This window comes from Salegentibacter salinarum, assembly GCF_900168115.1.
Taxonomy (GTDB): Bacteria; Bacteroidota; Bacteroidia; order Flavobacteriales; family Flavobacteriaceae; genus Salegentibacter; species Salegentibacter salinarum.
The window spans coordinates 235,209-258,556 of sequence record NZ_FUZC01000006.1 but is presented as its reverse complement, the minus strand read 5'-3'; the positions used below and the strand labels follow the sequence as shown (position 1 = coordinate 258,556).

17 protein-coding genes are annotated in these 23,348 nt (G+C 38.7%); 7 read left to right on the top strand and 10 right to left on the bottom strand.

Annotated elements, in window-relative coordinates; translation table 11 throughout:
- Positions 1 to 381: 381 nt before the first annotated feature.
- A complete protein-coding gene (gene gyrB / locus B5X53_RS09655; RefSeq protein WP_079713013.1) occupies positions 382 to 2,322 on the bottom strand; it encodes a DNA topoisomerase (ATP-hydrolyzing) subunit B in 1,941 nt (646 codons plus the stop codon).
- 183 nt (positions 2,323 to 2,505) lie between these two features.
- A complete protein-coding gene (gene asnB, locus B5X53_RS09650; RefSeq protein WP_079713027.1) occupies positions 2,506 to 4,125 on the bottom strand; it encodes an asparagine synthase B in 1,620 nt (539 codons plus the stop codon).
- A gap of 246 nt (positions 4,126 to 4,371) precedes the next feature.
- Between asnB and B5X53_RS09645 the strand changes: the two genes are divergently transcribed.
- On the top strand, positions 4,372 to 4,944 hold the full coding sequence (locus tag B5X53_RS09645) for a DUF2911 domain-containing protein (RefSeq protein ID WP_079713012.1): 573 nt from the start codon (positions 4,372 to 4,374) through the stop codon (positions 4,942 to 4,944).
- 202 nt (positions 4,945 to 5,146) lie between these two features.
- On the opposite strand, the gene B5X53_RS09640 is transcribed toward B5X53_RS09645, so the two are convergent.
- The 4 genes from B5X53_RS09640 to B5X53_RS09625 form a co-directional block, all read right to left on the bottom strand.
- Positions 5,147 to 5,779, bottom strand: a complete 633-nt coding sequence (locus B5X53_RS09640) for a 7-carboxy-7-deazaguanine synthase QueE (protein ID WP_079713011.1) — start codon at positions 5,777 to 5,779, stop codon at positions 5,147 to 5,149.
- Between the two features lie 58 nt (positions 5,780 to 5,837).
- Positions 5,838 to 7,295: a M14 family metallopeptidase gene (locus tag B5X53_RS09635; protein WP_079713010.1), complete on the bottom strand. Its 1,458-nt coding sequence runs from the start codon at positions 7,293 to 7,295 to the stop codon at positions 5,838 to 5,840.
- Between the two features lie 158 nt (positions 7,296 to 7,453).
- On the bottom strand, positions 7,454 to 8,845 hold the full coding sequence (locus B5X53_RS09630) for a SusD/RagB family nutrient-binding outer membrane lipoprotein (RefSeq protein WP_079713009.1): 1,392 nt from the start codon (positions 8,843 to 8,845) through the stop codon (positions 7,454 to 7,456).
- A gap of 10 nt (positions 8,846 to 8,855) precedes the next feature.
- A complete protein-coding gene (locus B5X53_RS09625) occupies positions 8,856 to 12,038 on the bottom strand; it encodes a SusC/RagA family TonB-linked outer membrane protein (protein WP_079713008.1) in 3,183 nt (1,060 codons plus the stop codon).
- Positions 12,039 to 12,206: 168 nt separating this feature from the next.
- Here B5X53_RS09625 and dacB point away from each other — a divergent pair, with 168 nt between their 5' ends.
- The 6 genes from dacB (at position 12,207) to B5X53_RS09595 (ending at position 17,719) form a co-directional block, all read left to right on the top strand.
- Positions 12,207 to 13,541, top strand: coding sequence for a D-alanyl-D-alanine carboxypeptidase/D-alanyl-D-alanine endopeptidase (gene dacB, locus B5X53_RS09620; protein WP_232764161.1), 1,335 nt, complete (start codon positions 12,207 to 12,209; stop codon positions 13,539 to 13,541).
- Between the two features lie 25 nt (positions 13,542 to 13,566).
- Positions 13,567 to 14,619: a S66 peptidase family protein gene (locus B5X53_RS09615; RefSeq protein ID WP_079713007.1), complete on the top strand. Its 1,053-nt coding sequence runs from the start codon at positions 13,567 to 13,569 to the stop codon at positions 14,617 to 14,619.
- A 76-nt stretch (positions 14,620 to 14,695) separates the two neighbouring features.
- Positions 14,696 to 16,225, top strand: coding sequence for a helicase HerA-like domain-containing protein (locus B5X53_RS09610; RefSeq protein WP_079713006.1), 1,530 nt, complete (start codon positions 14,696 to 14,698; stop codon positions 16,223 to 16,225).
- Positions 16,226 to 16,250: 25 nt separating this feature from the next.
- A complete protein-coding gene (locus B5X53_RS09605; protein WP_079713005.1) occupies positions 16,251 to 16,808 on the top strand; it encodes a hypothetical protein in 558 nt (185 codons plus the stop codon).
- Positions 16,809 to 16,818: 10 nt separating this feature from the next.
- The gene (locus tag B5X53_RS09600; RefSeq protein ID WP_079713004.1) at positions 16,819 to 17,424 is read left to right on the top strand and encodes an inorganic diphosphatase; all 606 of its coding nucleotides are present in this window, start codon (positions 16,819 to 16,821) and stop codon (positions 17,422 to 17,424) included.
- Positions 17,425 to 17,515: 91 nt separating this feature from the next.
- On the top strand, positions 17,516 to 17,719 hold the full coding sequence (locus tag B5X53_RS09595) for a hypothetical protein (protein WP_079713003.1): 204 nt from the start codon (positions 17,516 to 17,518) through the stop codon (positions 17,717 to 17,719).
- An 81-nt stretch (positions 17,720 to 17,800) separates the two neighbouring features.
- Here the strand turns inward: B5X53_RS09595 and ftsZ are convergent, their stop codons facing one another.
- The 4 genes from ftsZ to murC are packed head-to-tail and all read right to left on the bottom strand — an operon-like array spanning position 17,801 to position 23,299.
- Positions 17,801 to 19,840 carry a cell division protein FtsZ gene (gene ftsZ / locus B5X53_RS09590; protein WP_079713002.1) on the bottom strand — a complete coding sequence of 680 codons (2,040 nt, stop codon included), beginning with the start codon at positions 19,838 to 19,840 and terminating at the stop codon, positions 17,801 to 17,803.
- 26 nt (positions 19,841 to 19,866) lie between these two features.
- Positions 19,867 to 21,234: a cell division protein FtsA gene (gene ftsA, locus B5X53_RS09585; protein ID WP_079713001.1), complete on the bottom strand. Its 1,368-nt coding sequence runs from the start codon at positions 21,232 to 21,234 to the stop codon at positions 19,867 to 19,869.
- 3 nt (positions 21,235 to 21,237) lie between these two features.
- On the bottom strand, positions 21,238 to 21,954 hold the full coding sequence (locus B5X53_RS09580; protein ID WP_079713000.1) for a cell division protein FtsQ/DivIB: 717 nt from the start codon (positions 21,952 to 21,954) through the stop codon (positions 21,238 to 21,240).
- Positions 21,944 to 23,299 carry a UDP-N-acetylmuramate--L-alanine ligase gene (murC, locus tag B5X53_RS09575; RefSeq protein ID WP_079712999.1) on the bottom strand — a complete coding sequence of 452 codons (1,356 nt, stop codon included), beginning with the start codon at positions 23,297 to 23,299 and terminating at the stop codon, positions 21,944 to 21,946. Before murC ends, B5X53_RS09580 begins: the two co-directional genes overlap by 11 nt.
- Between the last annotated feature and the right edge of the window lie 49 nt (positions 23,300 to 23,348).

The following is a 23,348-nucleotide window of genomic DNA, read 5'->3' as shown; positions in this document are numbered from 1 at the left end:
AATAAATCTTGTTTCAACCATAGGCTCATACACTGTTTCACCTATGTCTGTGAGATCTCCCGCGGTAAGACATATCACTTTCATTCCATATATCCGCATCATCTACACCCTGATCTCCGTATAGCTTTAGGACTTCGCTTTGTATGGCAAGCTCATCCAGATCAGCTATGCCTTATATGATGTTCGTGTTCCTCGGACCGGAACTTTGCCGCAGGCTTCCTTCAGATTCCACCTCACGATGGACACCCTTGCCTTTGGCTAATGATAGGTAGCTATAAACCCCCATAACGGACTTGCACCGTCAAGTGATATGCCATGCACGGCACACCATAAAAAAACCCGTAAGCGCGCTTACGGGTTTCATTTTTATATAGCTACCAATTATGCGTCAATATTTGCATACTTAGCATTTTTCTCAATAAATTCACGTCTTGGCGGTACCTCATCTCCCATTAACATAGAGAAAATTCTATCAGCCTCACCGCTGTTATCAATATTCACCTGCCTTAGTTTTCGTCTTTCAGGATCCATAGTGGTATCCCAAAGTTGCTCGGCATTCATCTCTCCAAGACCTTTATAACGTTGAATTTGCACTCCACCGCTGTAACTTTCAGCAATTTCGTCACGTTCTTCTTCACTCCAGGCATAGCGTTTTCTACTTCCTTTTTTAACCAAATATAAAGGCGGCGTAGCAATATAAATATGCCCTCCTTCTATCAATTCCTTCATATATCTATAGAAGAAAGTCAAAATTAGCGTTTCAATGTGACTACCATCTACATCGGCATCACACATAATCACTACTTTATGGTATCTTAACTTATCGGTATTTAAGGCTTTACTATCTTCTTCAGTCCCAATAGTCACCCCAAGAGCAGTGTAAATATTTTTAATCTCCTCGTTATCAAAAACGCGATGCGTCATCGCCTTTTCAACATTCAGAATTTTACCTCTTAACGGAAGAATTGCCTGGAATCTACGATCTCTACCTTGTTTGGCGGTACCGCCTGCCGAGTCACCCTCTACGAGGAATACTTCACTCTGCGTAGGATCTTGTTCAGAACAATCCGATAGTTTCCCGGGTAAACCACCAATACTCATCGCGGTTTTACGCTGAACCATATCACGCGCTTTCTTAGCCGCATTCCGGGCCTGGGCAGCAAGAATTACTTTCTGAATAATGGTTTTGGCATCATTCGGGTTTTCTTCCAGGTAATTTTCAAGCATTTCTGAAACTGCCTGAGAAACCGCCGAAGTCACTTCCCTGTTTCCAAGTTTTGTCTTGGTTTGTCCTTCAAATTGAGGTTCGGCAACTTTTACTGAAATTATCGCGGTTAATCCTTCACGGAAGTCATCTCCTACGATCTCAAATTTCAGTTTATCCAACAGTCCCGACGCATCGGCATATTTCTTAAGCGTAGTGGTTAAACCACGTCTAAAACCAGATAAATGCGTACCCCCCTCGTGGGTATTAATATTATTTACGTAAGAATGCAGGTTTTCACTAAACGAGGTATTGTAAACCATCGCTACCTCAACCGGAATATCGTTCTTTTCGCCTTCCATGGCGATTACATCAGCGATAATTGGCTCACGATTTCCGTCAAGGAATTTTATAAACTCTTTTAATCCTTCATCAGAATAAAATCTTTCAGAAAGAAATTCTCCTTTTTCATTAACTTCACGCTTATCGGTAAGTGTAATTTGAATTCCTTTATTCAAAAATGCCAATTCACGCATCCTACTGGATAAAGTTTCATAACTGTAATCTACAGTCTGCTGAAAGATACTGGTATCTGGCTTAAAAGTAATTACAGTACCGTTTAAATCGGTTTCCCCAGCCTGTCTTACGGGATAAAGCGGTTTTCCTATCTCATATTCCTGTTCCCAAATCTGGCCATCTCTATAAACCGTTGCTTTTAAGGAAGATGAAAGTGCGTTAACACAACTTACTCCAACCCCGTGCAAACCACCGGAAACTTTATAAGAATCTTTATCGAATTTACCCCCGGCACCAATCTTTGTCATTACCACCTGCAGGGCAGAAACGCCTTCCTTTTTGTGAAGGTCTATTGGGATTCCCCTTCCATTATCCTCTGTGGTTACAGAACCATCTTCGTTAATGGTTACTCTAATTGTATCACAATGGCCGGCCATAGCCTCATCTATAGAGTTATCTACCACCTCGTACACCAAATGGTGCAAACCTCTTACACCGGTATCCCCAATATACATTGAAGGCCTAAGGCGCACGTGCTCCATCCCTTCTAAAGCCTGGATACTATCGGCCGAATAACTGTGTTTTTTGGGTTCTTCGCTCATATATTTTGCTAATTAAATTCGTCTATTTTGAATAACGAACAAATATAACAAAACGCACATTTTTAATAGGCTAAGAAGCTTCACAAGGGTTTTAAGTTATTAACAATTTGTGCAAAAAAAAGCCCAAAATACAGCAAAATTAATGCTGTATTTCGGGCATAACAAACCACACGATTGTTTACTCTATAATTGGGCCAATTCTTCGAGTTGTTTTTTAGCATTTGTTGCCACGTGAGAAGTGTTTGCTCTTCCACTTGGATCAAGGTCTTCCTGCCATTTCGGAATCCATCTTTTTACTGTTTTTGCAGCGTTTTCCTGCGGGAAATGACTGTGGAATATCTCTCTGTAGAAATAAGCTTCTTTAGTAGCCGGCGTATTATACGGATATTTCTCTGCAGCTGTTGCCATTTGCTCATCTGTAACTCTTGCTGAAGCGAAAGCAATAAGTTCGTCTATCCAGCTATAGCCAACTCCGTCACTAAATTGTTCTTTTTGTCTCCATAAAACCTCATCTGGTAAAAATGGTTGCTCTGGAGTATCGAATGCTTTTCTAAGAATGTATTTTTCAACACCATCATAGGTTTTTGGCAGCTTGTGAACAGCTTCTGTTTCCATAGCGGTTTTTAAGAAAGCTTTATCTAAAAATGGTACCCTGGCTTCAAGACCGTGAGCCATAGTAGATTTATCTGCTCTAAGGCAATCTGCAGTGGCAAGTCTTTGTACCCTTCTAATAGTTTCTTTTTGAAAATCATCAGCCGTAGGGGCGTTTTTAAAATAAAGGTAGCCTCCAAAGATCTCATCGGCGCCTTCCCCGCTTAAAACTACTTTTACGCCTTTTTCTTTAATTCCTTTAGAAAGGAAATACATTGGCGTGCTGGCTCTTATTGACGTTACATCGTAAGTTTCTAAATGCCATACCAGTTTTTTCAGGATATCAATACCTTCTTCTACGGTAAAGTGAAATTCAGAATGTTCGGTGCCAAGAAATTCGGCTACTTTTCTGGCTGCAACTAAATCTGGCGCAGTTTCATCTAAACCTATAGAGAAAGAATGTAATTTTTGGCCGCTATCTTTCATTAATCTTGCTGCGATAGAAGATGTTAAAGAAGAATCCAAACCTCCGCTTAATAAAACTCCCAACGGAACATCTGCCATTAACCTTTTTCGGGTTGCTTCAATTAAGCTTTCTCGTATTTTTGAGAGATCTAACTCTTTCGTTGCTTTCTTATAGTCAAACCAATCTGGTGTATAATATTCTACAAAACCGGTTTCCGGTGTGTAATAATGCCCTGGAGGAAAAGCTGCAAAACTGCTGCATTGATCTACCAAAGTTTTCATTTCACTGGAAAACCAGATAGAACCTTCATCATCTGTACCGTAGTAGAGCGGTTTTACCCCAATTGGATCTCTTGCAGCGATAAAATCTTTACCGTCTACCACTACAAAAGAAAACACACCATCTAATTTATCAAGGAAATCAACACCGTATTCTTCATATAAATGAACAATTACTTCTGAATCTCCTGTTGTTCTAAAAGTATGGTCTTTTAATTCATTATTTCGCAAATCCTGGTGATTATAGATCTCCCCGTTATGAATCATCCAGGCCGTTGAAGTTCCCTGGATAGGTTGTTTTCCGGTTTCAAGATCTACAATAGACAATCTTTCGTGACTTAGTACATAACCTTCTTCGGTTACATGTACATCACTTTCATCTGGACCACGGTGCGACATTCTTTTTGATAGCCCGCCGATCTTTTCTTCTGATAATCGTTTTCCGATTACTGCTAAAATTCCACACATAACATTTGCTTTAATAATTCCATACAAATATGCATCAGAGATTACATTATATAAACACATATCTGTATATTGGTATAATATGAAAATATTAGTTGTGAAATTAGAATTCAGAAGTAAGCAAACTGGGGTGAAAAAGCTTTCAAACTTTACATCTGTAAAAATTCAATATTTTAACAGCAACTAAATAAATCTTTAACACCTTAAGAAATAACAGTAAACTATCTTTAACCCTAAAAATCAAACACAATGAAGAAAATACTTTTAACTACGCTATGTTTAATAGGATTTCTAGGATTCCAGAACGTAAATGCACAGGAAACAGAAAGCACCAACGGGCCTAATTTTCCAAAGTTAGATACCAGCCCGATGGATATGATAGTCCACCGAGACCAAAATGACGAAGTTGTAATGCGTATAATTTACAGCCGTCCTCAAACCAGGGATCGTGAAATTTTTGGAAAGCTGGTGCCGTACGGCGAAGTATGGAGAACCGGAGCCAATGAAGCTACTGAAGTTACTTTTTACAAAGACATGGAAATTGGTAACGAAGTTGTAAAGGCAGGTACCTACAGCATCTACACAATACCAGAGGAAAAAGAATGGACTATTATTTTAAATAAATCTACGCATACCTGGGGCGCTTATGAATATACCGATAAGCAAGATTACGTAAGAATTAAAGTTCCTGTTAGAAATTCCAGCCAGAAAATTGAGAATTTCTCTATGGCTATAGAGCAGAAAGAAGATGAAGCAGGCGCAAACCTTTTAATGGGTTGGGCCGATAAATATATTAAAGTGCCTTTCTCACCGGCGGGATAATATCAATATAGATTATTAATGAAAAACGGCTGTTTGTAATTCAAACAGCCGTTTTTTTATGGAATTTTGGAAGTTTTAATTGTCAAGTTGAACTTATTTTAGGTTTTACCAACGCATTTACTTCGGAATTTTTATTGTTTTCAATCAACTTAGATCCTGAAACAAGTTCAGGATGACGTAATACTTCTGAAGAAATTTAATTCTATGGAATATTAAGATATTTATGGGTTTGAAGTGAAACCTTCCACTTAGGGTTTTTCATTACATAATCTACAATTAGCGGCATCATTTTTTCCCTGTTACTCCATTCCGGTTGCAAATATAAAATGCAATTTTCGCTAACTTTTTCTGCCTGTTCTTCGGCAAATTTAAAATCGTGTTTATTAAAAATAATCACTTTCAGCTCGTGGGCTAGCGGATAAATTTCTTCGGTAGGCAATTTTATTTTCTTGGGCGATAAACAAATCCAGTCCCATTGCCCGGTTAATTTATAAGCTCCGGAAGTTTCAATATGAATATCGCAACCTTTTGCTTTAAGCGCACCGGTAAGCCTCGTCATATCCCAGGTTAAGGGTTCCCCGCCTGTAATTACAATGGTTTTACTACTTGCCACCGCTTTTTCTACAATTTCTCCAATATGCGTGGGTGGATGAATAGACGGGTCCCAACTTTCTTTAACGTCACACCAATGGCAACCCACATCGCAACCTCCAATTCTAATAAAATAAGCGGCTGTTCCTTTATGAAATCCTTCCCCCTGGATGGTGTAAAATTCTTCCATTAACGGAAGCATAATCCCATCGTCTACCAATGCCTTAGTCTCTTCTGTAATCATAGCCTGCAAAGATACGTAATCTCTTATTTTTAAGCTGTGCTTCAGGCTTAATTACTTTTTATTCTAAAATAAGCGCATTTTCTAGCCCGAAATTTTCTTTAGAAAGATCTATTAGAAATCCGTTAATAACCGCGTATTCTAAATTTTCGTCTTTTTGAAGAAAAAAATGAGGTTGCAGATTTTCAGAAATTTTAAAATCTTTAGATACGATATTAACGGGCAATTCGGTAAAATTTTCTTCGGGAAGTTCTTTTAAAACTACATAAGCGTATCCTTCGCGAAGTATTTGTGAAATATTTTGCCTTTGAAATTCAGCTAAATCTTCAAAAGTTTCTGGATAAATTTTTCCCTGCACTAATTCATATCCTGAAGCATCAAATTCCTCATAGCCATAAAAGGTAGAAAGATCTCCCCTATCTGCAATATAGGCATCATAATAATATTCCAGGTTTTCGTCTTGAACTTCACGCCGGTTAATTCCGAAATCTAAAATATAATCTTCCCCCAATAACTCGTAAGTAAGTCCGGTAAGTTTTAAATCAAAAAGCTTCCTGTCGTTATTCGGGATTTCTTCATATTTAGAAATATCAGCGTTTTTATAATCTTCTTCAGCAATAGAGAAAACAGCGGCAAGAATAGAAACAAAATTCAACTTTCTTATTTCCTGTTTTTCAGGATCGTTGGGATAACCGCCAGATTCAATTAAAATAGTGCTGGTCCCCCATTTTTGAATATTATCTCCAAAAGCACGCGGCTCAAAATCGTCGTTATATCTTCCAACCTGTCCCGGGGCGTATTCTTGTAAAATATTATTCATTTGTACAATTACCTGCATTGCCGCACCACGAACATCATTAATAGACTTTTCATAATTGTAAGCGGGAGCCAGATAAGAAATAGTTGCAGGTTTTGGAGTTCTTTCTGCATTATAATAAGTGCTCTGGTCGTGCAGGTTAAACCCGAAATCTGCATCTAGGCTATCACGTACCCTTTTTAAAGTTTTACTTTCAGGCGACTGTAAACGTACGGCATCGCGATTAATATCTACCCCCAGTAAGTTTCTACGCTGAAAACGCTGTGCGCCATCGGGGTTCAGCATGGGTAAAAAGTGAAGTCTTACCTTCTTCAGCATTCTTTCTTTTTTTTCTGAAAATTCTTCGGAATCCAGGAAATTAAGAATATCGAAAATAGCCATTGTAGCCGTAGATTCATCGCCGTGCATTTGTGACCATAGAAAAACGTCTATGTCCCCTTCTCCAATTGAAATTAACTGAAGTGGCCTGCCTTCTATTGATTCTCCAACTTGTACCACCTCAAAATTGATTTTTTCCTGAAATTTTTCAATTAAAGGTTGAATTTCCGCCTGCGTAAACCGGCGTTTTTCAATAGAATTTTCTTTGAAATTTTCATAGGAACTATATAATTCTTTATAAAGTTCTTTTTCCTGCGCTGAGCTTACTGAAACAGTTAAAAAGCCAATTAGAAATATCAGGAAGCGTATATTTTTAAAACCCATTTTTTATTGATTTTTAGGTACCGGATTAAAATTAAGGTTTTTAGTTTTTCCCCGTACTGTTCGCATAAATCTTTTGAAGTGAATTTCTTTAAAACATACTTAAACCAAAATCTCCCGGGCCGGCCGGGAGATTTGAAATTATTATGGATATTCAGCGATTATTCGTCCCACCACACATTTCCATAGATACTATCATCTCCGCCAAATTGTCTATCTATGGCTTCGTAGTAATTTTCTTCATTATTAAAAGCTTCATTATCTGGATAGCTTAGACGAGTTGGAACTGCCATACCATTTGGCTCTACCAAATCATTTGGGTAACCTGTTCTTCTCCATTCTGACCAGGCTTCATAACCAAACATGTAAAGGTGTACCCAACGTTGATTCGAAATACTTTCAATTGCATTATCTGCATCAAAAGCTATTTCCGGATTATTTAAAAATTCATCCACTTCATCTGTATTTCCGGTCCATTGTTCTATAGAAGCCTCCACTGCCATATTATAATACTCCTCAGCATCTCCTGTAATCCAACCCCGTTCTACAGCTTCAGCCATAGCAAATAATACCTGCCCGTAAGTCACAAGATAAACGGGAGCATCTTGTGCATAAATATCTGAACCTAATAAAGAATACTCTTCGGTCTCCGTACCGGTCACCTCTTCCTTTCCAAACTCTAAACCAACATATTCCCCTGAACTTCTAGCTGGTTCTCCATAAACAGCTAAACGTGGGTCGTCAACAGGTTTCATTTCTTCCACTAATGTTTCAGTAAGTGCCCACCATTCCCGATTTTGATTTACCACTTGTCCAAACCAGTAACTCTGGTTATCGGCGTCTGCTAAATGACGATATACAAGATTATCACTATTAGACTCAAAAACACCGTCGTTAACTGCTGCATTAAATTCAGTACTTCCTTTATCCGGGTCAACTTCAGATAACCTTAAGGCCATTAGCATTCGTAAGGTATTGGCAAACTTTTCCCATTTCGCCATATCACCATTATAGACTATATCATTATTTATACTTCCTGAAACAATCATATCACCCGCTTCTTGTAGTTCCGAAAAAAGATCATTATAAATTTCCTCCTGAGGATCGTATGTCGGAGTATAATTATCACCACCCTGAAGAGCATCAAAATAAGGTACATCCCCCCACCTATCAGTAATATTCCAGAAATAATATGCTTTTAGGATTTTCGCCACTGCTTTTTGATTTGCTACAGGGCCATCATTACCATTCAATTCCTCTGAATCTATAACCGTTTGTAAATTAATTAACGGGCTTTGATACCAGGAATAAAAACTTGTACTTTCCTGCGGATAAAGCGACTGACCAACATACTGGGTCTCTGCAAGATACTGTGCCATAAAAGCTCCTTTTGGGGATGAACTTAATCCTGGAAGAGATAATTGAGCGCTTGCAATTAATTGGGTGCCAGAAGCTTCACTAGGCCGGTTTGGGTTCGTATTTATCTCGTCGTCAAACTTGTTGCAACTCCAAATAAATAAACTGCTGAGTAATATTATATATATTCTTTTCATCGTTTCTTATTTAAAATGTAATATTTAGGTTTAAGCCATAAGACCTTACCGAAATTAACTGTCCAGATTCGTACCAGCTAATATCCTGACTACCGGTAGAAATCTCTGAAGGATCTATTCCTTCCGGTGCGTTCTGCCAAAGCATTGCGGGGTTCCGTGCGATAAAGGCAAGATTTACAGCTTCAAAAGGAAGCTTTTCCATCACTCCAGGACCAAAAGTATAACCTAACCTAACTTCCCTTAATTTAATATAAGAAGCATCGTATAGCCATTCTTCATAAATCCTTCTACCAACAACGTTACGATAATAAGAACGTGCATCTACAAAGGCGGTAACCTCTTCTCCTGTGTCTGCTGATATTCCACTAACTTCAACTCCCCCACCTTCTTCAAGCGGATCCCTTACATTTGCTCCGTTAGAATTCGTGGCTACTGTTACTGGATCCTGTCCTGTTCTTACTGCCAGCATTTTTGATCGGCTAAAGAACTGTCCTCCTTTTTGGAAATCTATCATAGCGGCAAGGTTGAAATTACCAAATTGAATGTTATTTTGAAAACCACCTGTTAAATCTGGCAAAACACTACCAAAGTTATGGGTGGCATCAGTATACAAGGGCATATTATTGGCATCCAGCAAAATCTGTCCTGTAGCTTCATCTCGTTGGTAAGCTTGACCTATTAAACTACCAAAAGGCTCGCCTTCATAAGAATTTAAATAACTGTTTACTGATGAATAGGTGGTTGAACCGTACTGGTATACATCTATACCCGGATGAAGTTCTACAACTTCACTTCTGTTTCTATTTAAATTTAAAGTGGCATCCCACCTAAAGTTATCTGTTTTAACAGGAGTTCCTGTAAGGGATAATTCTATACCATTGTTTGTAATTTCACCTGCATTTAATACCCTGGAACTATATCCCGTTGCTCCTGAAATATCCAAATCTATTATTTGATCTTTATTTCTTTGTTCATAATAGGTAACATCAAGTCCTAAGCGGTTATTTAAAAACCTAAGATCTACCCCTATTTCATAGGAATGTGCAAATGAAGGAAGAATGTTTGGGTTAGGTAAAGAGTTTGGTACGGATAAGGTATTTATATTATTATATACCGTTCCTACAGTATAAAAATTACTGGTTTGGTAAGGGGCTAAGTCTGAACCAGCCTGAGCATAACTTGCTCTCAATTTACCAAATGTAAGGGGTTTCCAATCTGTAAATTCACTAAAAACCATACTTCCGGAAAAAGATGGGTACCAGTAAGAATTATTTTCTTCCGGCAAAGTTGAAGAATTATCGTTTCTTATGCTCGCTTCTACAAAATAGGTATCTTGGTATCCTACAGAAGCCATGGCAAATCCACTTCTGATTTGCTTTCTTAAAAGGTAGGAAGTCGTTGTAGGTCTGTCTATGGAAGCATCAATATTGTAGAAACCTGGAGTGGTTAGGCCACCTTGCGTACCTTGGTAAACGTAAGAATATCTTCTATCAAAAATATTCCCTCCTAATGTACCGTTAATTGAAAAGTCTCCGAACTCTTTATTATACTGAGCTAACAATTCGTAGTTCATTTCAGTGTTCTGGTATTTTCCAACCGTATATCCAGGAACCCCTGTTCCCCCAAACCCTCTTCGGGTTTCGATATTCTGGGTATACATATCTGAACGTACGTTTGCGCTAATTTCCAATTCCGGCAAAACCTGGTAAGTCACACCAATATTCCCAAAAAACCTATCCCTTCGGTCATTGTTGGTATTCTCATAAGCCTCAAAATATGGGTTGTTCCAATAAAGAGGATTGAAATTGGTAATCTCTCCCGTAGTTGAACTTGGGGAACGCAAATTCCAGTGTTGAAAAGTTCCATCAGAGTACTGATAGTTTTCAAGCTTGTTCATATCTACATTTCTCTGAAACCATTGCACAAAATAACCAGTTCCATACTCCGAACCCTGTTGAGGTCTTTGCGCATCGTTACGTGCATAATTCACATTAGAATTAACCGTAATTTTATCATTTATATCAAGGCTAGTATTTAAACCAATATTATTTCTTTTTAGGTAGGTATTTGGCTCAACCCCCTCAATACGAGTATCGTTAACACTCAGTCTGTAGGAAGTATTCTCATTTCCCCCACTTACGCTCACGTTATTATTTATATTGTGACCCGTTTCGTAAAAGTTTTTAATATTATCAGGCTGCGGACTAAATGGTGCTAATTCCCCATAACCGGGATCTTGAGTATAAAAACTCCAGGCATGTCTTACAGGGGTACCATCCATTCGTGGACCCCAACTTTCATCAACCCCAAGCGCCACGTAAGGGTCACCATTTGGTAGGGTACTAAAACTCTGCGAAGAACCTGCACCATACATATTTTGAACCGGCATAAAATTACCAGCTTTTTCTACAGATACATTTGTACTTAATTGCACCCTTGTATCCTTTATACCTTTACCTCCATCTTTAGTGGTAATCATGATTACCCCATATTGCCCTCTAATACCGTATAGAGCAGAAGCGGTTGGTCCTTTCAATACGTTTACAGATTCAATATCGTTTGGGTTTATATCTTGGCCCAGGTTACCGTAATCGGCCCCAGAACTTCCAGCAAAATTTGCATTAGAAATTGGGGTTCCATCTACGACCAGTAAAGGTTCACCTCCTCCGCTCAAGGAATTTATTCCGCGAATTTTTATCTTTTGGGTTCCACCCATACTTGATCCGGAAGCCCCTGTAACCTGAACCCCGGCAACCCTTCCGGAAAGAGAACCAAGAACGTTTTGCTCGTTGGTAAGTGTGAAGTTTTCTCCGTCAACTTCCTGGGTCGCATAACCTAGAGACTTTCTATCCCTTGTAATTCCAAGTGCTGTAACTACTACTTCATCCAAGCCTTCTAGATCTTCAGTCATAATTACATCAATTATATCCCGTCCATTCACCGCTTGCTCCTGGCGCTCAAAACCCAAAGAAGAAAATACCAACACTGCGTCGGCAGCTACTTCAATAGAATAATTCCCTTCCATATCGGTTACGGTACCGTTTCGGGTTCCTTTTTCCATGACATTTACACCCGGCAGTGTCATTCCGTCACTGGCCACAGTAACCGTCCCGGTCACTTCATTTTGCTGAGCCAGCATTCCACTAATCTGGAAAAATGCCAGCAAGGCCATAATCGTTAATTTGTTTCTCATTCCTTTTGTGTTAAAGTTTTCTCAATTATAAATTAAATATACCGAAAAGCGCCAGAACTGGGCAAATTTGTGGACTTAAAAATTAAACTTTTATTAACTTCTTGGTAATTAAATTAACTTTGTGCTAATTTTTTAAAAATCAGTAAACCTGTTTAAAATTTTATAATTGTGAAAATCTACCCGACTTTTAATTTATCAGTGAAAAACACTTTCTTTCTCCTCATTATTATTGCGCTTTCCTCATGTTCCACCACGCGAAAAATAAGCAAGCCCTTAGATAAAATTTTAAATGAATCTACGGTTTTTAAACAGGGATTTGCAGGATTTATGCTTGTCGATCCTGAAAAGGATAAAACCATTTATAGCCACAATGCCGATAAATATTTTACGCCAGCTTCAAACACCAAATTATTTACATTCTACGCAGGCCTAAAAATCCTGGGTGATTCCATTCCGGCTCTTAAATATGCTATTGAAAACGATACCCTTTATTTTAAGGCCACTGGGGACCCAACATTTTTAAATGGAAATTTACCAAGTTCTACAGTTTTTGAATTTTTAAAGAATAATAAAAATCATTTAGCATATGTAGCGCCAACGTATACTGAAAAATATCAGGGGCCCGGCTGGGCCTGGGACGATTATAATGCCTACTACTCGGCAGAGCGGACTGCCTTTCCTATTTATGGCAATATGGTAGGTTTTAAATTTGAAAAAAATGAGGAGTTTCCCGTGGTTTCTCCTCCAATTTTTAAAGATTCGCTGGTAAGTTCAAAAGATAGCCTCGTTTCAGCTCGCCTTAGACGCGATATTGTCAAGAATAGCTTCCTCTTTAATAATCAACAAAAGCAATCAGATTTTTCGCAATCTGTACCTTTTAAATATTCTTCGGAAATTCTCCTGAAACTTTTAAATGATACGCTACAAAAACCGGTTAGCCTGGTTCAGAATTCAGAAATAAATAAAAAGCTTGATAAAACACGATATAGTATTCCCAGCGATAGTGTATATAAGGAAATGCTGAAAGTAAGCGATAATTTTATTGCTGAACAGATTCTAATAATGGCCGCAGGAAAGTTATCTGACACACTTAAATCTGATATCGCCATAGATTATATGAAGAAAAATCACCTTAAAGATCTTCCCGATGAACCTATGTGGTATGATGGCTCCGGGCTTTCACGCTACAATCTTTTTACTCCCCGAAGCATCGTAAAATTACTAACGAAAATAAAAGCCGAAGTACCCGAAAAAGAATTATTAGATATGCTGCCCACCGGCGGACATTCCGGAACTATAAAGAATTATTACAAAGCCGAGGAGCCATATGTTTTTGCTAAAACCGGGACCTTAAAAAACAATCATAGCCTTAGCGGATACCTAAAAACCAAAAGCGGAAAAATCCTGATTTTTAGTTTTATGAATAGCAATTACATTGTACCTACTCCTGTACTTAAGGCTGAAATGGAAAAAGTCCTGCTCAACATTCGTGATAATTACTAACTTTAAATCTTTAAAATCTTCACAAATGCAACGTAGAAAATTCATTCAAAATATAGGAATAGGAAGTTTAGCTTTTCCACTGACGAATATTACCGAAATTGATAAAATTGCCCCCTCAAATAATTCAGTGATCATTCCACAGGGATTAGAAGAGGGCGATACGGTTGGTGTGGTAAGCCCTTCCAGCGCGATTTTTGAAACAGAACCTTATCTAATTGCTAAAGAAAGCCTTGAGGCGATGGGCTTAAAAGTGAAATTCGGCAAGTTTGTAAAAAGTAGCTACGGGCACCTTGCGGGAACCGATGAAGAACGTGCCGAAGAACTCAACAATATGTTTCGCGACGATTCCATACAAGCGGTTATGGCGCTTCGAGGAGGATCAGGTGCAGCGAGAATTTTAAATAAATTAGACTACGAAGCTATAAAGAACAATCCAAAAATTTTTATTGGATATAGCGATATCACGGCACTACACCTGGCGATTTTCGAAAAAACCGGGCTTGTAACTTATCACGGTCCTTTAGCCGTTTCTACCTGGAATACCTTCAGTTTTGATCATTTTAAACGTTTATTATTCGATAACGAGAAAATCACTTTTACAAATCCTACAGATAAAGGCGATCACCTGGCCCAAACTAAAAACCGCATTAGAACTATTCAACCCGGCGAAGCCACCGGCCGATTAATAGGTGGAAATCTTTCGGTTCTTACCGGAATTATGGGATCAGAATATTTCCCTACAAACTGGGAAAACAATATCCTGTATTTAGAAGATGTAGGCGAACAAATTTATGCCGTAGACCGAATGATGAGTCAGTTGCAGTTAGGCGGAGTTCTGAATAAAATCAGCGGATTTGTCTTTGGAAAATGTACTAGCTGCAATCCCGGCGGTTCGGGTTATGGCTCCCTGACCATGGAAGAAGTGATGGATCATTATATAAAACCTTTACATATTCCCGCTTTTTCGGGAGCGATGATTGGCCATATAGACGATAATATTACCGTACCTAACGGATTGAAAGCGAAGATAAATGCCACAAAGGGAAGCATAGAACTTTTAGAAAATCCGGTGAAATAATTTTTCGTTTTAAAGTAAATTCACTGAAACCCGGCGATTATTCGCAACAATTCTTATTTTTAAGGAAATTTGAAACGTGGATAAAACACAAGAATTTGTAGATCATATTCGCAATGCCTACCAGCCAAAAGGGGATTATATCCATTTGGGTGCGGCGATGCTAAATGGGGAAACTTTTGCAGATGCTGCGGTTAAAATTCCGCTAAAGACTATGAACCGCCACGGACTAATTGCCGGGGCTACGGGAACGGGTAAATCAAAAACGCTGCAAATTCTGGCTGAAAACCTTTCGCAAAAAGGCGTTCCGGTTTTATTGATGGATGTAAAAGGAGACCTTAGTGGGATCGCCAAACCATCTGCCGGAGAAGAATTTCTACACGAAAGACATCAAAAAATAGGTTTTCCGTTTGAAGCTTCGAAATCGCCGGTTGAATTTCTTACCATTTCAGAACAGGATGGCGTTCGTTTAAGGGCTACGCTTAGTGAATTTGGCCCTATTCTTTTATCTCGAATTTTGGATGTTACCCCAACCCAGGAAGGGATTCTCGCTATTATTTTTAAATACTGCGACGATCATCAATTACCATTATTAGATTTGAAGGATTTAAAAAAAATGCTTCAATATGTCACCAATGAAGGGCGCGAAACTATAGAAAACGAATACGGAAGAATTTCAAGCGCCTCCACCGGCGCTATTCTTAGAAAAATTGTAGCTCTTGAACAACAAGGTGCCGAACGTTTTTTTGGAGAACGCTCTTTTGATGTAACTGATCTTACCCGAAAAGACGAAAACGGCCAGGGTTATGTAAATATCATGCGACTTACCGATATTCAGGACAAACCGAAGTTGTTTTCAACTTTTATACTGAGTTTACTCGCAGAGATCTACACCACTTTTCCCGAAGAAGGCGATAGCGACAAACCTAAACTGGTTTTATTTATAGATGAAGCTCATCTTATTTTCAAGGAAGCTTCAGGCCCATTGCTGGATCAAATAGAAAGTATTGTAAAATTAATTCGATCTAAAGGGGTAGGCCTTTATTTTGTCACTCAAAATCCTACCGATGTTCCTTCCGAAGTATTGGGCCAGTTGGGTTTAAAAATTCAGCATGCGCTACGAGCATTTACCGCTAAAGATCGAAAGGCGATAAAATTATCGGCTGAAAATTATCCTATTTCAGAATATTACGATACCAAAAACCAACTTACCTCGTTAGGTATTGGCGAAGCGCTGGTTTCGGCTTTAGACGAAAAAGGACGGCCTTCTGCTCTATCTGCCACCATGTTAAGAGCACCAAGGAGCAGGATGGATATTTTGACCGATACCGAACTTGAAGAACTTATTTTTCAGTCTAAATTACGTCCAAAATATAACGAAGAAATAGATCGTGAGAGCGCTTATGAACTTCTGAATAAAAAAATTGAGGAAGCCGAAGCTAAAGAAGCTAAAGAAAAGGCTGAAGCTGAAGCTTCAGAAAGGGAAAAAGCCAGTAGTAAAACTTCCCGAAAGACCACCAATAAAACTCAGGGAGCAGTAATTAAAGTGCTTACCAGTGCAACATTTATAAGAGGCGTAATGGGCGTACTCAACAAATTATTAAAATAAATATCATCACTATTCAATCTCAAAAATGAAAAAATCTTTGCTACTTATTCTTGGTTTAACTTTAGGTTTAACCTCCTGTCAAAAAGATGAAGACAATCCTTTTTTAATTACTGCCAACCAGGTGGGCCCAGTTAACCGGGATATTAAAATTAACCAGTTAGACTCCCTTTTTTCTGAAGATTCTCTTGTAAAACAAAAAAGTGGTGCCGAAGAATTTCGAGCTACCAGTGAAATAAAGGTTTTTGAAAAAGGAGGTCAACCATTAATGATCTTAGAACCACTGCAGGAATTTGATTCTACCAGTACTATCGGGTATATAAGAGTTCTTGATCCACGATATGAAACCAAAAGCGGTTTGAGTACAGCCAGCACTTTTAAGGATATTATGGAAGATTATAATATTTCCAGAATTGAAAATACGCTTAACGCGGCCGTGGTTTTTCTTGATGAAATTAATGCTTACATCACCATAGATAAAAAGGAATTACCTTCAGATTTAAGGTACGATACCGATTCCAAGATTAGAGCTTCTCAAATTCCGGATGAGGCCAAAATCAAATACTTTATGATTTACTGGGACTAAAATTTAGAAGATGAAAATTTTCCGCTTCACTATTTATTTGGGCATATTTCTCATTTTTTCATCTTGTAAAACCCCAGAAGATTTAGGGAAATTGCCAACAAAAACAAGCAACGGAAATTACCGGGCAGTGATTGAAATTCCGGCGGGAACCAATAAAAAGATTGAATATCATAAGAGCAAAAAGAAGTTTTTGGTAGACCAAAGAGATGGAAAAGATCGTATTATAAACTTCCTGCCATATCCCGGAAATTATGGTTTTATTCCTTCAACATTTTCAGATCCCGAGCAAGGAGGGGATGGTGATGCGGTAGACGTACTGGTACTTGGTGAAAGTCAAAAAACCGGTAGCATCGTAGAAATTATTCCTATTGCGGTAGTTAAACTAATAGACGAAAATGAATTGGATTTTAAGATTATCGCTATTCCCGCCGAACTAAATGATCAAATTATTAGTATTGAAAATTATAAAACCTTTAGTTCAGATTATCCTGAAGTAATTAAGATCCTGGAAAGCTGGTTTACTTATTATGATAAATCCCAGGTTTTGGAAATTGAGGGCTGGGGCGATGAAACTGAAGCAATTTCAGAAATAGAAAAATGGATTGCCGAACCTTAGCTATTTAGCTCGTTTCTTTAAGAAATGTTAATCGCGCTTTGATTTTCAAACATTTGGTTACCTTTAATCTCCTAACCAAAACATTTTAGTTATGATTAAAGTCTTAGGAATTATCTTAACTGTTGGCGGTGCTATTGCACTGGTAATGGGAATTCTGGGAATTTTTGGAAGTATTGCTCTTATGTTAAGCCCGTGGGCGCTGTCCATTATTGGATTTATTTTCTTTATTTCAGGAATTTCTCTCATAAAAAGAAGAAAGGATACCGAAGATATTGAAGCCGAGAAGAAAACATAAATAAGAGGTTTTTATAAATCAAAAAAGGTGCCCATTGCGAGGCACCTTTTTTTATGAACAGTAATATAAAAAAGATTGGTGTTAGTCTACATTATCATGTAAAAAGGAATTGTTTCTTCTAAAATGAAGATCATCATTATCGTCTTTACCTAAGGTAGTTCGCGACAATTTTCCTTCCCCCGGTTGATTTTTATCCAGGTCTACTCCCTGCCTTTTGTAAGCAGGTTGCTTTTCAATTTCATCAATTTGGGCGGCATTACTTCTAAACTTGTAATTAAACTCTTTCATTTTCGCCCTGCGCTCGGCTGCGCGCTCTATTAAAACTTCAGAAATAGGATTATTAAACGGGTCTTCTTCGCCTCCATTTTCTTCCTGTTTCTTCTCAGGAGTTTGAGGCTCCGGTTTTAGCGTTTTTTTCTCAAAAGCAATAGTCTCATCTTTTGGCTCCTCTTTTTTCTTAGGCTGGGGCTTAGATCTGTCTAAAGATTGCTCAAACTCCATATAATCGTCCAGGCTGTAACGCTTCACACCGCGAGTAGAACTCTCGGTTACAGGTACGATCTCTACAGGTTCGTTTACTTCAATATTTTTAGACTCATCTTCTTCAAGCTGATGTCTAACTTCCTTTTGCTCTGGTTTTGGCTGTTGAGTTTGAGCTTTAGGCTCTTCCCGCTTTGGTTGTTCCTTCTTTGGTTCTTCTTTTTTCTCCTGATTAATAGGAAAATCGAAAGTGAACATTATTTGCTCTTCATTATCATTTTGAACCTCTTCCGGCTCATTCACTTCCATAGATTTAATTTCTTCTGAAGTATCATTAATGATAAAATCATCAGGATTTATTTCTTCATAAGAAACTTCCATATCCCGCGCTGATTTTGGCGTTTTATATAGTTCGTCTTCTTTCACCTGGATATTACCAACTTCATCTACTTCCTCTACACTATCGTCTAAAGTATGGACGATTGTACTATCAGGTTCCTGTGCGGTTGGTTCCTCTTCCTGCTTCGGTTCTTCAATCTGCTGATTGTATTTTGGATAAAAACCTCTTTTCTTCGGATCTAATTTTTGTTCAGCTTTTTGATCATCCTCCAGGGTGTGGATAATTTTTTTTGTTTCAGTATTTACAATTTCATTTTGTTGCTCTACGTTAAACCCCGTAGCGATAATTGTTACCGAAATTGCATCATCTAAAGCTTCATCTTCACCAACACCCATAATAATATTGGCGCTGTGACCGGCTTCTGCCTGGATATGATCGTTGATTTCTCCAATTTCATCAATAGTAATTTCCTCGCCACCCGAAACGATTAGCAGTAATACGTTTTGGGCACCGGTAATCTTATTATCATTTAATAAAGGAGAATCCAGTGCTTTGCTTATAGCATCCTGAGCTCTGGTTGCACCAGTGGCCTGGGCCGATCCCATAATCGCAGTTCCGCTGTTGCTTAATACGGTTTTTGCATCCCTAAGGTCAATGTTTTGCGTATAGTGATGTGTAATAACTTCAGCAATACCCCTGGAAGCGGTAGCTAAAACCTCATCGGCTTTAGAGAACCCGGCTTTAAATCCAAGGTTTCCATACACTTCCCGAAGTTTATTATTATTGATTACGATTAAAGAATCTACGTGACTTCTAAGTTTTTCTACCCCCAGTTGCGCTTGCTCATTCCTCATTTTCCCTTCAAACTGAAAAGGAATGGTCACGATCCCAACCGTTAGGATATCCATATCTTTAGCTTGTTTCGCAATTACAGGAGCCGCACCTGTTCCGGTACCACCTCCCATACCTGCGGTGATAAATACCATTTTGGTATTTACATCAAGCATTTGTTTAATTTCATCAAAACTTTCTACGGCTGCCTGCTCCCCAATTAACGGGTTAGCACCGGCTCCTAAACCTTCGGTTAGGCTTACACCTAACTGTATTTTATTAGGAACGGGGCTATTGTCAAGGGCTTGTGCATCTGTATTGCACACCACGAAATCTACTCCTTTAATTCCTAACTGGAACATGTGGTTTATGGCATTGCTGCCTCCTCCACCTACACCAATAACCTTAATGACGTTCGATTGATTCTTCGGCAAATCGAATGCAATGTTGTCGAATTCTGTACTGCTCATAAATTCTGTTTTACTGGTTCTCTCTTTTACTCTGCGTTATCTAAAAAATCTTTAAACTTCTCTGCCCATTTATCAAAAATGCTCTTTTTGGGCGGTCTTTTAGGAGCTTCGGGATCTTGTTTTAAATTATCACCTTCCGGCGGATTTTGCTCAAAATCCTGTTTCAACTCCTCTTCTTCACGGTCTCTTTCTTCTTTGCTTTTTAGCACTACTTCTTCCTGAAACTTCTTTTCACCATGTTCCAGGCTATTCATTACCAATCCTACAGCTGTTGCGTAAACCGGACTGGTAGTTTCGGTATCGTTATTTCCTGCCAGGTGCTCGTTAGGATATCCAATTCGGGTATCCATCCCGGTGATGTATTCTGCAAGTTGTTTTATATGTTTCAACTGTGCGCCACCACCTGTTAAGACCATTCCGGCAATTAATTTTTTCTTTTGCTCTTCATGGCCGTAGTTTTTAATTTCCAGGTACACCTGTTCAATAATTTCTACAACCCGGGCGTGAATTATCTTTGAAAGGTTTTTTAAGGTAATTTCTTTAGGTTCCCTTCCGCGTAAACCGGGGATAGAAACAATCTCGTTGTCTTTATTTTCTCCCGGCCAGGCAGACCCAAACTTAATTTTAAGCAATTCAGCCTGTTTTTCTATAATTGAACATCCTTCCTTGATGTCTTCGGTAATCACATTTCCACCGAAAGGAATTACCGCGGTATGTCTTATTATTCCGTCTTTAAAAATGGCTAAATCGGTTGTCCCGCCACCTATATCAATAAGTGCAACCCCGGCTTCTTTTTCTTCCTGGCTCAATACCGCATTAGCTGAAGCTAATGGTTCTAAAGTCACTGCAGAAAGTTCTAATCCTGCGCTTTTCACACATCTTCCAATATTCCTTATGGAAGAAACCTGGCCAACCACTACGTGGAAATTGGCTTCCAATCTTCCGCCATACATCCCAATAGGTTCCTTAATTTCTGCCTGGCCGTCTACCTTGAATTCCTGTGGTAAAACATGGATAATCTCCTCGCCCGGCAACATCACCAACTTGTGAACCTGATTACAAAGGCTGTGAATATCATCGGCGTCAATAACCTCTTCGGGGTTTGACCTGGTAATGTAATCGCTGTGCTGAAGGCTTCTTATATGCTGGCCGGCAATACCGACCACTACATCGCTGATTTTTAATCCTGAATCTGCTTCAGCTTCCTGAATAGCCTGTTGTATAGACTGGATAGTTTGGGTAATATTATTTACCACACCACGGTGCACACCAAGGCTTTTGGATTTCCCAATACCTACGATCTCCACCTTTCCATACTCATTCTTACGTCCAATCATGGCCACAATTTTTGTGGTACCAATATCTAATCCTACGGCTATCTCGTTGTGTTCCATAATTTACTTTTTAGTGCAAACAACCTGATCTCCAAATTGCAAATTCACTTTTTTGTAGGTCTCTAATTTCTCGTCTTGTAAAGCCTTCTTATAAAATGCTTTAAAATTGTTGAACTTTAAGGCTATGTTCTCGGCTTTCCCGAAATACACCTTAAAGTCGAGTTTTCTCATTTCTAGTTCAAATTTATCGCCGGGCAAACGCTTAACGCCGGTAATATGGCGCGTTAAAAATTCGTCTTTCTGAATATAATCTACCAGCGGATATGCTGTATTTACATTGCTGGAATCTACGCCCAAAACCAGTGGTACTCTTGCTGCATAGTATGATGAAAGCGGCATTACGTGCCCATTTCTGTCTAAATAAAAAGAAGAATTTCCCACTATTCTACCAATGGGTTTACGCTGACTTATTTTAGTTTGGAGTTTCCCATCCAGACTTAAATAAGCTTCAGCATTTTCTATCATATCGTGATTATTCAAAAGGCTTTCTACCCTATTCAAATCTAAAATTTCTTTGTCTATGCCCGCCGCGGCCACATCATTTTGTATCAACAACTTATTAACCGCTTCCTCAGTAACATACAGGTTTTCACCCGTTACAAATTGCACTTTTACCTCGCTCACTTTCCGGGAATTATTCCGTTTTTCGGCAAAACCGAACAGAAATCCCACTAATATGAGCAAAACGGGCAGTTTTATGTAATTTAGCTTAAGCTTCATCCTGCAAAGCATTTTTTATAGATTCCACTTCCTCCCCAATACTACCGGCGCCCATAAGCACCACTACTTCGGGATTTGATCTTTTTATTTCATCAATAATATTTTCTTTTTGAATTAATTTCTTTGAATTAGTACTTACTTTTTCTAAAATCCAGCTCGAAGTAATACCCTCAATTGGCAATTCTCTTGCCGGATAAATATCCAACAACAGTAACTCATCAAACAAGGCAAGACTTTCAGCAAAATCGTCTGCAAAATCCCTGGTCCTGCTGAATAAATGTGGCTGAAATACCGCCAATACTTTCTTACCGGGATGCATTTCCCTAACCGCCTGGTTAACGGCTGCGATCTCTGCCGGGTGATGGGCATAATCATCGATAAGCACTAATCTATCTGACTTGATTTTATACGAAAATCTCCGTTTCACACCCTTAAAACCATATAACGCCCTGGCCAGCTTGGGGATTGGGGATCCAAATTGGATAGCCATCGCCAGGGCGGTTATAGCATTTAGCACATTGTGCTTGCCGGGTAGATTAAACATAAAACCTTCAATAACTCCGTTGGGAGTTTTAAGATCAAAATGGTAGGTGCCATTTTCGATCTTTATATTTTGTGCGGAATAATCTGCATCGTCTTCTATTCCAAAAGTTTTTCCTTCTATTGGCAAGCCATTTTTTATGAATAAAGTTCCATTTTCAGGAACTAGCTTCGCGAATTGCCTAAAAGTGTCTTCCAATTCTTCTTTTTTACCGTAAATATCCAAATGATCGGCATCCATAGATGTGATTGCAGCGATATTTGGTGAAAGATGAAGAAAAGACCTGTCGAATTCATCGGCTTCAACCACGATTACATCATCGCCTTTCAGGATCAAATTACTTTGAATATCTTCACTAATTCCACCTAAAAATCCGGTGACTTTTGCACCGGTCTCTTTAAGCAAATGGCCTAAAATTGCGGTGGTTGTAGTTTTACCGTGAGTTCCCGCTACGGCCAAAGTGGTTTTTCCTTTCGAGATCAAACCAAGAACGGCAGCTCTTTTGTTCAGCGTAAATTCATTATTTCTGAAATAGGCCAACTGCTCGTGTGCCTCCGGAACTGCGGGTGTATAAACCACCAGCGTATTTTCTTTATCTTGAAATTCAGCAGGAACCGAATTTATTTTTTCATCATAAACCACAACAATATCTTCGGCTTCCAGCGTTCTGGTAAGCGAAGTTGAAGTTTTATCGTAACCGGCCACATTTTTGCCCTGGAATTTAAAGTAACGCGCCAACGCACTCATTCCAATACCGCCAATGCCGATAAAATAAATGTTTTGTATGTGGTTTAAATCCTGCATTCTGTTTTTTAAATCTCACGTAATTCTGAATTTATTTCAGAATCTAATT